A 12,949-nucleotide genomic window follows, 5' to 3' on the forward strand; every position below is an offset into this window, starting at 1 on the left:
TGCTGCACAGGGCCGGGGACAGGTTGAAGAGGAGGTCTTTTGCCATGGATGGCAAAAGTAGCGCCCAGGGATGGGTTCACAGCGCCTCCTCGTAAACCTGTCGACGGACCCGGATTCGCCGCCAAGGGCTCCCTGGCAGTCGCTGAGCTCCGGTTTGCTCGAAGCCGTTCCTCCCAAGTTCTCTAGAGAGTGAGGCCATGCTCGACGAGGCCCTCAAGGGTGAGATACAGGCCGCCTACCGTCGCGTGCTGGAGGCCCAGGGGCTGACGCCACGCTACGGCCAGCGGCTGATGATCGCCGAGATCGCCCGCACGCTGGGCGGCATCGAGGCCGACGACGCCGGCCGGCGGCTTTCCGACGAGCACGTCTGCGTGCTCGAAGCGGGCACTGGCACCGGCAAGACCCTGGCCTACCTGCTGGCGGCGCTGCCGGTGGCCAAGGCCAAGGGCAAGCGCCTGGTGGTGGCCACGGCCACCATTGCCCTGCAGGAGCAGGTGCTGCTGCAGGACCTGCCTACTCTCAAGGCCCACAGCGGCCTCGACTTCGACTACGCCCTGGCCAAGGGGCGCGGTCGCTACCTCTGCCTGACGCGCCTGGAACAGGCCCTCGACGGCGTCGAGGACAACCCCACCCTGTCGCTGTTCGAGCAGAGCCTGGCCCAGGGTGCCGGCGATCATTTCCAGGCGCTGGTGCAGGAAATGGCCGATGCCTACGGCAGCGGTCGCTGGGAAGGGGATCGCGAGAGCTGGCCCGTGGCCATCGACGACGGCGACTGGCGGCGGCTGACCATCGACCATCGCCAGTGCACCAATCGCCGCTGCGGTCATTTCGCCGCCTGCGCCTTCTTCCGTGCCCGCCGCGACCTCGAGAGTGCCGACATCATCGTCGCCAACCACGATCTGGTACTGGCCGACCTGTCGTTGGGTGGCGGTGTGGTGTTGCCGCCTCCCGGCGACTGCATCTACGTCTTCGACGAAGGCCACCACCTGCCGGATAAGGCGTTGAACCACTTCGCCCACCGTGTGGGCATCAATGGCACGCTGCGCTGGCTGGGCAATCTGAAGAAGTCGCTGACCGAGCTCAACCAGGCGCTGGCGATACAGCCGACCCTGGCGCGGTTGCTCGCCGGGCTGCCGGAAACCATCGCCGCGCTGGAGCCGCGTCTGGGTGAGGCCTATTCCCTGGGCCATCAGCTGGCCGGGCGGCAGCATGGGCTCGCGGAAGATGAGGAGAATCATCAGTTTCGCTTCGAGATGGGACGCGTTCCCGAGGCCCTGCGCGAGCATGCCGGCAGCCTGCTGGTGGGCTTCGCCGAACTCTCGCGCACGCTGGAAACCATGAGCGACATCCTGCGTGAGAGTCTCGACCCCGACAAGCACACCGGGCTCGAACGCGAGCAGGCCGAGGCGTGGCTGCCGCTGCTGGCGCTGTTGCACGGTCGCGCGCTGGAGGCCCACGGGCTGTGGGAGTCATACGCCGAAACCGACATGGAAGGCGAGGCGCCGAGAGCGCGCTGGCTGACGCTGGAGCGCTTCGGCAGCGAACCCGAGCTGGTGTTCTCGGCGAGTCCCGTGTCGGCGGCACCGACTCTGGCCAAGAGCCTGTGGGGCAGCTGCTTCGGTGCGGTGGTGACCTCGGCCACGCTGACCGCCCTGGGCCGCTTCGAGCGCCTGCAGGAGCGTGCCGGGCTGGCCAACCGCTACCGCTACCAGCGCCTGCCGAGCCCCTTCGATTACTCCCGAGCGGTGCTCAGTGTGCCGCGCCAGGCCGTGGACCCCGGCGACCGCGATGCCCACGAGCGGGCCATCGTCGATTTCGTCAGCGGGCTGGGCGACAAGGAAGCCGTGCTGATGCTGTTCTCGTCGCGAGCGCAGCTGCGCGCGGTGGAAAAGGTGCTACCGGCGAAGTGGCGCGAGCGGGTATTGGCACAGGACCGCTTGCCCAAGCGCGAGCTCATCGAGCGGCATCGGGCGCGGGTGGATGGCGGCGAGGGCAGCGTGATCTTCGGTCTGGCAAGCTTCGCCGAGGGCATCGATCTGCCCGGCGACTATCTGACCCATGTGGTGATCACGCGGCTGCCGTTCGCCGTGCCCGACGACCCGGTGGGTGCGACCTTGGCCGAATGGATCGAGAGCCGGGGTGGCAATCCCTTCATGCGCATCAGCGTGCCCGATGCCTCGATCAAACTGGTGCAGGCCTGTGGCCGTCTGATTCGCAAGGAGGCCGATCAGGGACGCATCACGCTGCTCGACCGGCGCGTGCTCACGCGGCGCTACGGACAGGCATTGCTCGATGCGCTGCCGCCGTTCAGGAGAGAGATCGACGGCTAGGGCCCCAACGAGAAGGGCCCGCAGTGCGAGCCCTTCTCTGTCGTGCTGCTTGTGTCGCGGCTGTCAGCCCTGGCGTCGCTCCGCTAGCACCGTGCTCAGCTTGCTCGCCATGCGCGTCATGGTCTCCTCGGTGGTGGCCCAGTCGATGCAGGCATCGGTGACGGAAACGCCGTACTGCATCTGGCTGTGGTCGTCTAGGATCTTCTGGCTGCCCCAGCCGATATTGGACTCCACCATCAGCCCCATGATCGAGCGGTTGCCCTCGAGGATCTGGTTGGTGACGTTGTCCAGCACCAGCGGCTGCAGCGCCGGGTCTTTGTTGGAGTTGGCGTGGGAGCAGTCGATCATGATGTTGGGCTTGATGCCGGCCTTCTTCAGCTCCTGCTCGGCCAGCGCCACGCTGACGCTGTCGTAGTTGGGCTTGCCGTTGCCGCCGCGCAGCACCACATGGGCGTAAGCGTTGCCGCGGGTGCGGATGATCGCCACCTGGCCGCTCTGGTTGATGCCGAGGAAGTTGTGCGGATGCGAGACCGACTGCAGGGCATTGATGGCCACGTCGAGGCTGCCGTCGGTGCCGTTCTTGAAGCCCACCGGGCTGGAGAGGCCCGAGGACATCTCGCGATGGGTCTGGGACTCGGTGGTGCGCGCGCCGATGGCCGACCAGCTGATGCAGTCCTGCAGGTACTGCGGCGAGATCGGGTCCAGCGCCTCGGTGGCCAGCGGCAGGCCGAGCTCGGAGAGTTCCACCAGCAGCCGGCGGGCGATGTGCAGGCCTTCCTCGATCTCGAAGGAGCCGTTGAGATGCGGGTCGTTGATCAGGCCCTTCCAGCCGACAGTGGTACGCGGCTTCTCGAAATAGACGCGCATCACGATGAACAGGCTGTCCTTCACCTCGTCGGCCAGGCGGCGCAGGCGACGCGCATAGTCCAGGGCAGCGTCGACGTCGTGGATCGAGCAGGGGCCGACCACCACGAGCAGGCGCGGGTCGCTGCCGTCGAGAATGTTCTGAATGGTCCGGCGACCCTCGATCACCGTTCTCTCGGCGACGTCACCGAGGGGGATCTCGTTCTTGAGGGCTTCGGGAGTGATCAGTACGTCCTGGGAAAGGACGTTGAGGTTGCTGACCTGCTGATCTGACATGTTGCTACCTGTGTCGTGATGCGTTGAAGGCAAGAAGATGAACTACTATACACCCGCCGAGGGAATAATCGGCAATCGGAACGGAACCCGAAGCTGCCCGAGGGGTCTCAGCGCCGGCAGCATGGCGGCCGGCTTGATGCGCGGCCAAGAAACAGGAACACTTGTCGGGACGGACGACGACGTCCAGGGACATTCAGCGGCCAACGGGCTCCAGGTTGAAACCATGCAAGCAGATTATTCAACGACGCTTTACTCCCGCATCCCGCCTCGGGGCGCTGCCCTGTCGGGGAGGGCATGAATGGGCAACCGGGAAACCGATCAGCAGCTCGTGGAGCGTGCGCAAAATGGCGATACGCGTGCCTTCGACCTGCTGGTGAAGAAGTATCAGCACAAGATCATCGGCTTGATCGGTCGCTACGTTCAGGACCACGCCGAAGTACAGGACGTGGCCCAGGAGGCTTTCATCAAAGCCTATCGTGCTCTTGGCAAGTTCCGCGCCGAGAGCGCGTTCTATACCTGGATGTATCGCATCGCCATCAATACGGCCAAGAACCATCTCGTCTCGAAGGGGCGCCGCCCACCAGGCAGCGATCTCGATATCGTCGATGCCGAAATTCTCGACCATAGCGGTCGGCTTTCCGATATCGAAACCCCGGAGTCGTCGCTGGCCCGGGATCAGCTCGAGGCGGCCGTCTTCGAGGCCATCGAAAACCTGCCCGACGATCTGCGCACGGCCATCACCTTGCGCGAGCTCGATGGGCTCTCCTATGAGGACATCGCCAACATCATGCAGTGTCCGGTGGGAACGGTGCGCTCGAGGATCTTTCGTGCTCGTGAGGCGGTGGATCAACATATTCAACCGCTGGTGGAGACGGCTCGGACCCGGGAATCGGTGACCGAGTGAAGTTTTTCAAGAAGTTTTCGTCTCGACGCTGAACTGTCTCGCGTCGATGACGTCTGAAGCATTGACCGCAGTTTGAGAGCGGCAAATCATGGGCTGTCGGCATTCCGTTTCGGTGCGTTCGGGAATGCCGGAAAACATTGGTAGCAAGGCAGGGTGCCTTGTCGATGTGGGGGTGTTGAGGAATGAGTCAGAATGCACGGGAATCGCTTTCTGCCCTGATGGACAACGAAGGTGATGATCTCGAGCTTCGCCGAATGCTCAAGTCACTCGAAGAGCAGCCGGACGCGGCGGAAGCCTGGCGGCGCTATCATCTGATGCGCAGCGTCATGCGGCGGGATCATGACATCGATGTCAGTACGGACCTCTCGGCCGGTATCATGGCCAGGCTTGAAGCCGAGCCGGTGCCTGAAATGGAAGCGCCTCGTATTGCACCGCGTCGCATCCAGCCCTTTGCTCGCAGCGCGGGGATTGCGGCGGCGGTCACGCTGATGGTGATCACCGGGGTGCAATTCTACAACGGCACCGATTTCACTCGCTCGGGCGGTGAGACCGAGCTGGCCGACAATCAAGCGCCCGCTGCCGTGGGTCAGACACAGCGCAACCTCGTGGCCCAGGCCGGAAGCGGCAGCCAGGCCACCCCCGTTGGCATGCCGTTGTTCTCTCCGGCGGTGTCGGGCGGTCAGGCCGGTGGCGTGATGCCGGTCGGCGCCGGTTTCGACAACCCTCTGTTCCTGACTCCCAATCCGCGGCAATCCCGCAGCACCGACCAGGAGCAGGCGCGCTTGCTGCAGTCATACCTCGACCGTCATTCTCAGGGGGCCACCAACCTGAGCGGCGACGTCTGGATGCCACTCTTGCGGGCTTCGGGTAACGAGACGCTGGGGCAGCGCTGATGGTCAACAGGCGTAACGCCAGGTGCCTGGCTGCGTTTAGCGGTGCCTTGCTCCTGGCTTACGGTGCCGTGGCGATTGCAGAAACTGCGGATGAGCCAACCGAGACCGAACGCTTCGACTGCCGCCAGCTGGCCGAGTGGGAGCGTCCCGAATCGCCATTGGAGTGGTTCGAGCGCAGCCTGTGGGCGGGGCACTGTCATGTCTTTCAGGCGCGGGCGGTACGCATCGGCATCGATGGCGTCCGCACACTGGCGCTTTCCCGCGACATCCAGGACGGCATCGAGCGCGAAGTGGCGCGTTTCCTCGACGGGCCGCCCGTCTTCTTCGAGCGCCGTGGCCATATCGGCCGCATGAGCTGGTCCAACGGCGAGCCGGAAGTGCCCGCATCGCCGGCAGGCATGGCCAGGCATATCGAGCAGTATTATCGGCTTTCCATGGGCAGCGATGAGCGTATCGCCAATCGCAGTGCGGTTCGGCTGGATATCGAGCCGTTGGACGGTTTGCGCTTCGGCCATCGCCTGTGGCTCGACGAACACACCGCATTGCCGCTCAAGCGCGAGTTGATCGACGACCGAGGGCGTGTGGTCGAGACGTTCCAACTGACCGAACTCCAGCCACCGCAACTGTACCAAGGCGGCGTGGTGCTCGATGCGAGCCCCACGCCGCCACGGCAGGCCTGGCGGGCGGCCTGGCTGCCCAATGGATTTCTCGATCAGCCTGTCGATACGCAGACCGACCGACACGATCCGGAGATCGGTCATCGCATCTACAGCGATGGCCTTTCGACCCTGAGTCTGTTCGTCGAGCCGATCGAGGAGGGGCGGGAGCGGTTGATTCCGGGGCTGCATCGTCTGGGAATCTCGCTCGCCGTGGTACGCCATGTGGTGGTGGATGGTCGGCCCATGCAGGTGGTGGCAATGGGTGAGTTGCCGCCGCGGGTGTTGGCCCAGGTGGCGGAAAGTCTCACCTGGCGCGAAGCATCCGAATAGTAAGTTCCGCTAGAGATAACGAAATGCTGATGCAGGAGCTCTCATGAAGCCATTGACGCGACAGGTCTCTCTTTGGGCGCTGCTGGTGGCCATGCTGCTGTCATGGCAGTCTGCCTTTGCCCGCGAACTGCCCGATTTCACCGTGCTGGTCGAGCAGGCGGCCCCCGGAGTGGTCAACATCTCGACGACTCGCATGATCTCGGGGCGCTCCCAGGGGTTCGAAGATTTCGGCGGACAGGACATTCCGGATATCTTCCGCCACTTCTTCGGCGACCGCTTCCCGGCGCCGCCCGGTGGCGGAGGCGGTGGGCCGGGGCGGGGACATGAACGTCAGTCCCTGGGCTCCGGTTTCATCATCAGTCAGGATGGTTACATCCTCACCAATGCCCATGTGGTCGACGGAGCCGACGAAATCCTCGTGCGTCTCAACGACCGCCGGGAGCTCGAAGCCGAGCTGATCGGTGCCGATACCCAGACCGACGTGGCGCTGCTCAAGGTCGATGCTTCCGACCTGCCGACGCTGCGCATGGGAGATTCCGACCGGCTGCGCGTAGGCGAATGGGTGGCGGCCATCGGTTCGCCGTTCGGTTTCGATCACTCGGTGACCGCGGGCATCATCAGCGCCATCAACCGCACGCTGCCGCGTGATGCCTACGTGCCTTTCATCCAGACCGACGTTGCCATCAACCCGGGCAACTCCGGTGGGCCGCTGTTCAATCTCGATGGTGAGGTGGTGGGCATCAATGCCCAGATCTTCACCCGCAGCGGTGGTTTCATGGGTGTGTCGTTCGCGATTCCCATCAACGTGGCCATGGACGTTGCCAATCAGCTGCGTGACGACGGCCGCGTGCGTCGTGGCTGGCTCGGCGTGATGATCCAGCCGGTGTCGCGCGACCTGGCCGAATCGTTCGGCATGGACAGCGCCAGCGGTGCTCTCATCGCCGACCTCGACCCCGAAGGTCCGGCAGCACGTGCCGGCCTGCAGGCGGGTGACATCGTGCTCGAGGTCGATGGCGAGGAGGTCGAGCGTTCGCGCAACCTGCCGCGCCTGATCGGGCGGGTCACGCCGGGCAACGATGCCGAATTGACCATCATGCGTGACGGTGAACGCCGAGACATTGCCGTCACCATCGGCGACTGGCCGGATAGCGAGCGCTCGGAGCAGGCACGGCCCGGTGGCGATTCGGACGCTCAGGCGCGCCTGGGCATTGCCGTGGCCGAACTCGAGGATGCCGAGCGTCAGCGGCTCGGAATCGACAGCGGAGTAGTGGTGCGTGACGTCGACCCCCGTGGGGCGGCCGCCGATGCCGGCATTCGACCCGGTGACGTGATCGTCAGCCTTGACCATCACGCCGTGGAAGAGCCGGCCCAACTGCGCGAGCTGGTCGAAAGGCTGCCTACCGATCGCGCCGTGCCGGTGCGCCTCTACCGTGAGGGTCGCTCGCTGTTCGTGGCACTGCGCCTGGGCAACGGCTGAGCGGCGAAGGCAACCGACCGTCGCTACGACACCTCCCGCTCATGCGGGAGGTGTCGTCGTTTTTGCCGCTGCATGCGGCTGTGCTGTCCAACCCTTGGCCATGCCGGTACAATACCGGCCATTGAATTCATATGACGTGAACGGGCGCCGTCCTAGATTGCCGCTGCCGCGCTCGTGTCGAATACCGGACTGGGTTAGATGAGCAACGAAGCAAGCAACGGAAAACTGAAGCACATTCGTAACTTCTCGATCATTGCCCATATCGACCACGGCAAGTCGACCCTGGCAGATCGCCTGATTCAGAGTTGCGGCGGACTGACCGAGCGCGAACTGAAGGAGCAGGTGCTCGACTCGATGGACCTCGAGCGCGAGCGCGGCATCACCATCAAGGCCCAGTCGGTCACGCTGGATTATCATGCCCAGGATGGCAACACCTACCAGCTCAACTTCATCGACACCCCGGGGCACGTCGATTTCTCCTACGAGGTATCGCGCTCGCTGTATGCCTGCGAGGGGGCACTGCTGGTGGTGGACGCCGCTCAGGGCGTCGAGGCGCAGTCGGTGGCCAACTGCTACACCGCCATCGAGCAGGGGCTCGAGGTGCTGCCGGTACTCAACAAGATGGACCTGCCCCAGGCGGACCCGGACAAGGTCTCCCACGAGATCGAGGAGATCATCGGGCTGGACGCCACCGATGCCTGCCAGGTGTCGGCCAAGAGCGGTTTGGGCATCGATGGGCTGCTCGAGCGCCTGGTGCGCGACATTCCGCCGCCCAAGGGCGATCCCGATGCGCCGCTGCAGGCGCTGATCATCGACTCCTGGTTCGACAACTACCTCGGTGTGGTGTCGCTGGTGCGCATCTTCGACGGCACCCTGAAAAAGGGTGAGAAGATCCGCATCAAGTCCACCGGTCGCGACTGGCAGGCCAACGAGGTGGGTATCTTTACCCCGATACGCAAGGAAACCAACATCCTGCGTGCCGGTGAAGTGGGCTTCGTGGTGGCCGGTATCAAGGACATCCACGGCGCCCCGGTGGGGGACACCATCACCCACGCCAAGACACCGGACGTCGAGCGCCTGCCCGGCTTCCAGAAGGTCAAGCCGCAGGTCTACGCCGGCATGTTCCCGGTCAGCGCCGACGACTACGAAGACTTCCGCGATGCGCTGGAGAAGCTGGCGCTGAACGACGCCTCGCTGGAGTACGAGCCGGAAAACTCCGATGCGCTGGGCTTCGGCTTCCGCGTCGGTTTCCTCGGCACGCTGCACATGGAGATCATCCAGGAGCGGCTCGAGCGCGAGTACGATCTCGATCTGCTCACTACCGCGCCTACGGTGGTCTACGAGCTGGCGATGAAGAACGGTGACGTCAAGTATGTCTCCAACCCTTCCAAGCTGCCCGACATGGCCGACGTGGACGAGATGCGCGAACCGATCGTGCGCGCCAGCATCCTGGTGCCGCAGGAGTTCGTCGGCAACGTGATCATGGAGTGCGAGAACCGTCGCGGTAACCAGCTCGACATGCAGTTCCTCGGCAGCCAGATCCAGCTCACCTATGAGTTGCCCATGTCCGAGGTGGTAATGGACTTCTTCGATCGGCTGAAGTCTATTTCCAAGGGCTATGCTTCGCTGGACTACAACTTCGAGCGCTTCGAGGCGGCCAGGCTGGTGCGGCTGGACGTGCTGATCAACGGCGACCGGGTCGATGCGCTGGCCGTCATCATTCACCGCGACCATGCCCACACGCGGGGGCGGGTGCTGGTGGAAAAGATGAAGGAGCTGATCCCGCGCCAGATGTTCGACGTGGCGATCCAGGCTGCCATCGGCGGTCAGGTGGTGGCTCGCTCCACGGTCAAGGCGCTGCGCAAGAACGTGACGGCCAAGTGCTACGGTGGGGACGTGACGCGCAAGAAGAAGCTGCTCGAGAAACAGAAGGCGGGCAAGAAGCGCATGAAACAGGTCGGTCGGGTGGAGATTCCCCAGGACGCTTTCCTGGCCGTACTCAAGGTGAACGACTAGGACCGGCGATAACATGGATTTCTCTTTGCTACTGGTGGTGGCAGTCGCCATCACTGGACTGATCTGGCTGCTCGATCTGGTTTGGTGGCGCCCGGCGCGTCGCCGCAAACTGGCCGCCGTAGAGGCGGGCACCACGGAAGGGCTCGACGAGGCTGCCCGCGAGCGGGCCATGAAGGAGCCCTGGCCGGTCGACTATGCGCGCTCGTTCTTTCCGGTATTGCTGGTCGTCCTGCTGCTGCGCAGCTTCCTGGTGGAGCCGTTCCAGATCCCCTCGGGCTCGATGCGTCCGACCCTGGAAGTGGGTGATTTCATCCTGGTGAACAAGTACGCCTATGGTTTGCGTCTGCCGGTGACCCACACGCGTATCGTCGAGTTGGGTGAGCCCGAGCGTGGCGACGTCATGGTGTTCCGTTTCCCCAGTGAGCCCTCGGTGAACTTCATCAAGCGAGTGGTGGGCCTGCCGGGCGATACCGTGCGCTACGAAGACAAGCAGCTGTACGTCAACGGCGAGCCCGTACCCAAGCGCGTGCTGGACGAAGCGCCGCCCACCGCGCCGGGCGAGTGGCTGCTGGAGGAGCGCCTGGGCGAGGTCAGCCATCGTATCTACAATAATCCACGTGACCCGGGCCCGCGTGTGCGCGAGATCGTGGTACCCGATGGCCACTATTTCACCATGGGCGACAACCGCGACCACTCCAACGACAGCCGCTACTGGGGCTTCGTGCCCGAGGAGAACGTCGTCGGCCGAGCCTTTGCCGTATGGATGCACTGGGACGGTGGTCTGCCCAGTTTCACCCAGGTTCGCCGCATCCATTGATGGATCAGCAATAACAGGAATTTCGTGAGCAAATCCCTTTCCGCCTTCAGCCGACGCATCGGCCACGATTTCAGCGACATCACTCTGCTGGAGCTGGCCATGACGCACCGCAGCTTTGGGGGCCAAAACAACGAGCGGCTCGAGTTTCTCGGCGACTCCATCGTCAACTTCGTGATTGCCGAGGCGCTATACGAGCGTTTTCCCCAGGCTCGCGAGGGCCAGCTGTCGCGCCTGCGGGCACGGCTGGTTCGCGGCCAGACCCTGGCCGAGCTGGCCAGGGAGATGTCGTTCGGCGAGTGCCTGCGGCTAGGCTCGGGCGAGATGAAGAGCGGCGGTCACCGGCGCGACTCGATCCTGGCCGACGCAGTGGAAGCCGTGCTTGGCGCCATCTATCTCGATGCCGGCATGGATGTGGCGCGTACCCGCGTGCTGGCGTGGTACGCCGAGCGCCTGGAGTCGATCGATCTGCAGGATACCCAGAAGGATCCCAAGACCCGGCTGCAGGAGTTCCTGCAGTCGCGTCAGTCGCCGCTGCCGCGCTACGATGTGGTGTCCGTCGAGGGCGAGGCGCACGACCAGACCTTCACGGTCGAGTGTCACGTCGAACTGCTGGCGACGCATACCCTGGGTACCGGCTCCAGCCGCCGTCATGCCGAGCAGCAGGCCGCCGAGCTTGCTCTGCTCCAGCTCGAAAACCAGAAAGGGGCGAAATCATGAGCGAGACCTGTGGCTTCGTGGCCATCGTCGGTCGTCCCAACGTCGGCAAGTCGACGCTGATGAACCGCATCCTCGGCCAGAAGATATCGATCACCTCGCGTCGCCCGCAGACCACCCGACATCAGGTCATGGGGATCAAGACCGAGGGCGAGGCGCAGTTCATCTACGTCGACACGCCGGGCATCCATATCCTGGGGCGCGATCGCAACAAGGCGATCAACCGCTTCATGAACCAGGCCGCCACTCAGGCCCTGCGCGACGTCGATTGCGTGGTGTTCATCATCGACCGCACGCGCTGGACCGATGAGGATCAGGTGGTGCTGTCGCGTCTGGAGCACGTTCAGGCGCCGGTGATCCTCGCCGTCAACAAGGTCGACCGGCTCGAGGACAAGAGTACGCTGCTGCCTTGGCTGGCCGAGGTCGGCGCGCGCCGCGACTTTGCCGCCATCATTCCTGTTTCCGCCAAGCACGGTACCAACGTACCGGAGCTGGAGGCGGAGGTGGCCAAGCATCTGCCCGAGGGCATCCACCACTTCCCCGACGATCAGGTCACCGACAGAAGCCAGCGCTTCCTGGCGGCGGAGCTGGTGCGCGAGAAGATCATGCGCCAGCTCGGCGACGAGCTGCCCTATCAGGTGACGGTCGAGATCGAGGAGTTCCGTGACGAGGGCAGGGTGGTGCACATCAGCGCCCTGATCCTGGTGGAGCGCGCCGGGCAGAAGAAAATCCTCATCGGCGACAAGGGTGAGCGAATCAAGAACATCGGACGCGAGGCGCGGCTCGACATGGAGCGTGCGCTCGACGCCAAGGTCATGCTCAATCTCTGGGTCAAGGTGAAGCGCGGCTGGTCGGATGATAAGCGAGCGCTGAAGAGCCTCGGCTACGACCTGGACTGATACTGCCCAAACCTGTCTGCGCTTGCCCCTTTTTCGTTCAGGCGATTCACCATGCAGCCGCAGCCGGCCTTTCTTCTCCACAAACGTCCCTATCGCGAGACCAGCGCTCTGGTCGAGCTGCTGACCCTCGAGCACGGCCGCGTGCGGGCGGTGGCTCAGGGCGTGCAGCGACCGGGCTCGCGCTCGCGGGGCCGTCTGCAGCCCTTTGCGCCGCTGCACGTCACTTGGGTGGGAGAAGGGGAGCTCAAACGCCTGCGCCTGATGGAGAGTCGTGGCGCGGCGGCGCTGCTGGCCGGGGAAGGGCTGCTGTGCGGACTCTATGCCAATGAACTGCTGACGCGAACGCTGCCGGTGGAGCTGCCCGTGCCGGACGTGTTCGCCTTCTACACTGCTCTGCTCGGGGCGCTGCCGCGACCCGATGGGCGTGCCATGGCGCTGCGGCGCCTGGAGTTCACGCTGCTCGATGCGCTGGACGCCTTGCCGCGCTACACCACGCCTGAGGGCGAGGAGCTGGACCCCCAGGCACGCTACCGTTTCGATACCGCCTCGCGTGCCTTCGTACCCGGCTCGCCCGGAATCGATGGCCGTACCCTGCGTTTGCTGGCCGGCGGCGACTGGGCAGCCCCCGGGCTGGCCGGGCCGGCCAAGGCGGTGGCGCGGGCGGCGCTGGTGCCCTTGCTCGGCACACGTCCGCTGCGTTCCCGTGAGCTGATGCGTCAGCTTGCCGAACGGCGCCGTCCCCCCTCACACTGATTCGCTCATTCAACCAG

The 12,949-nt window shown here is 64.5% G+C and carries 11 protein-coding genes; 10 read left to right on the forward strand and 1 reads right to left on the reverse strand.

The window, feature by feature from the left end; all coding sequences use genetic code 11:
• Window positions 1-197 precede the first annotated feature (197 nt).
• Entirely contained in the window at window positions 198-2,330 is a 2,133-nt protein-coding gene (dinG, locus tag B8115_RS11890) for an ATP-dependent DNA helicase DinG (protein ID WP_010628024.1), read from the forward strand.
• A 63-nt stretch (window positions 2,331-2,393) separates the two neighbouring features.
• Here the strand turns inward: dinG and B8115_RS11895 are convergent, their stop codons facing one another.
• Complete coding sequence (locus B8115_RS11895; RefSeq protein ID WP_010628025.1) at window positions 2,394-3,470, reverse strand: 3-deoxy-7-phosphoheptulonate synthase; 1,077 nt, start codon at window positions 3,468-3,470, stop codon at window positions 2,394-2,396.
• 298 nt (window positions 3,471-3,768) lie between these two features.
• Between B8115_RS11895 and rpoE the strand changes: the two genes are divergently transcribed.
• The 9 genes from rpoE (at window position 3,769) to recO (ending at window position 12,932) form a co-directional block, all read left to right on the forward strand.
• A complete protein-coding gene (gene rpoE, locus B8115_RS11905; protein WP_010628026.1) occupies window positions 3,769-4,374 on the forward strand; it encodes an RNA polymerase sigma factor RpoE in 606 nt (201 codons plus the stop codon).
• A gap of 182 nt (window positions 4,375-4,556) precedes the next feature.
• A complete protein-coding gene (locus B8115_RS11910) occupies window positions 4,557-5,267 on the forward strand; it encodes a sigma-E factor negative regulatory protein (RefSeq protein ID WP_026038074.1) in 711 nt (236 codons plus the stop codon).
• A 68-nt stretch (window positions 5,268-5,335) separates the two neighbouring features.
• Window positions 5,336-6,256 (forward strand): MucB/RseB C-terminal domain-containing protein, encoded by a 921-nt coding sequence (locus B8115_RS11915; protein WP_158409649.1) that lies wholly within the window; start codon window positions 5,336-5,338, stop codon window positions 6,254-6,256.
• A gap of 43 nt (window positions 6,257-6,299) precedes the next feature.
• Window positions 6,300-7,733 carry a DegQ family serine endoprotease gene (locus B8115_RS11920; RefSeq protein ID WP_010628029.1) on the forward strand — a complete coding sequence of 478 codons (1,434 nt, stop codon included), beginning with the start codon at window positions 6,300-6,302 and terminating at the stop codon, window positions 7,731-7,733.
• A gap of 198 nt (window positions 7,734-7,931) precedes the next feature.
• Complete coding sequence (lepA, locus tag B8115_RS11925; protein WP_010628030.1) at window positions 7,932-9,749, forward strand: translation elongation factor 4; 1,818 nt, start codon at window positions 7,932-7,934, stop codon at window positions 9,747-9,749.
• A 13-nt stretch (window positions 9,750-9,762) separates the two neighbouring features.
• On the forward strand, window positions 9,763-10,566 hold the full coding sequence (lepB, locus tag B8115_RS11930; RefSeq protein WP_010628031.1) for a signal peptidase I: 804 nt from the start codon (window positions 9,763-9,765) through the stop codon (window positions 10,564-10,566).
• 24 nt (window positions 10,567-10,590) lie between these two features.
• Window positions 10,591-11,283, forward strand: coding sequence for a ribonuclease III (gene rnc / locus B8115_RS11935; RefSeq protein WP_010628032.1), 693 nt, complete (start codon window positions 10,591-10,593; stop codon window positions 11,281-11,283).
• The gene (era, locus tag B8115_RS11940) at window positions 11,280-12,179 is read left to right on the forward strand and encodes a GTPase Era (RefSeq protein WP_010628033.1); all 900 of its coding nucleotides are present in this window, start codon (window positions 11,280-11,282) and stop codon (window positions 12,177-12,179) included. The genes rnc and era overlap by 4 nt, the downstream gene beginning before the upstream one ends.
• Window positions 12,180-12,230: 51 nt before the next feature.
• A complete protein-coding gene (gene recO / locus B8115_RS11945) occupies window positions 12,231-12,932 on the forward strand; it encodes a DNA repair protein RecO (RefSeq protein ID WP_010628034.1) in 702 nt (233 codons plus the stop codon).
• Window positions 12,933-12,949: the final 17 nt, after the last annotated feature.

The organism is Halomonas sp. KM-1 (assembly GCF_000246875.1).
GTDB lineage: Bacteria > Pseudomonadota > Gammaproteobacteria > Pseudomonadales > Halomonadaceae > Halomonas > Halomonas aerodenitrificans.

Bases quoted from the DNA above. Each gene is read 5' to 3' on its own strand.
- B8115_RS11920 (WP_010628029.1), top strand. From the start codon at position 6,300: ATGAAGCCATTGACGCGACAGGTCTCTCTTTGGGCGCTGCTGGTGGCC.
- era (WP_010628033.1), top strand. From the start codon at position 11,280: ATGAGCGAGACCTGTGGCTTCGTGGCCATCGTCGGTCGTCCCAACGTC.
- dinG (WP_010628024.1), top strand. From the start codon at position 198: ATGCTCGACGAGGCCCTCAAGGGTGAGATACAGGCCGCCTACCGTCGC.
- rpoE (WP_010628026.1), top strand. From the start codon at position 3,769: ATGGGCAACCGGGAAACCGATCAGCAGCTCGTGGAGCGTGCGCAAAAT.
- B8115_RS11895 (WP_010628025.1), bottom strand. From the start codon at position 3,470: ATGTCAGATCAGCAGGTCAGCAACCTCAACGTCCTTTCCCAGGACGTA.
- lepB (WP_010628031.1), top strand. From the start codon at position 9,763: ATGGATTTCTCTTTGCTACTGGTGGTGGCAGTCGCCATCACTGGACTG.
- lepA (WP_010628030.1), top strand. From the start codon at position 7,932: ATGAGCAACGAAGCAAGCAACGGAAAACTGAAGCACATTCGTAACTTC.
- recO (WP_010628034.1), top strand. From the start codon at position 12,231: ATGCAGCCGCAGCCGGCCTTTCTTCTCCACAAACGTCCCTATCGCGAG.
- B8115_RS11910 (WP_026038074.1), top strand. From the start codon at position 4,557: ATGAGTCAGAATGCACGGGAATCGCTTTCTGCCCTGATGGACAACGAA.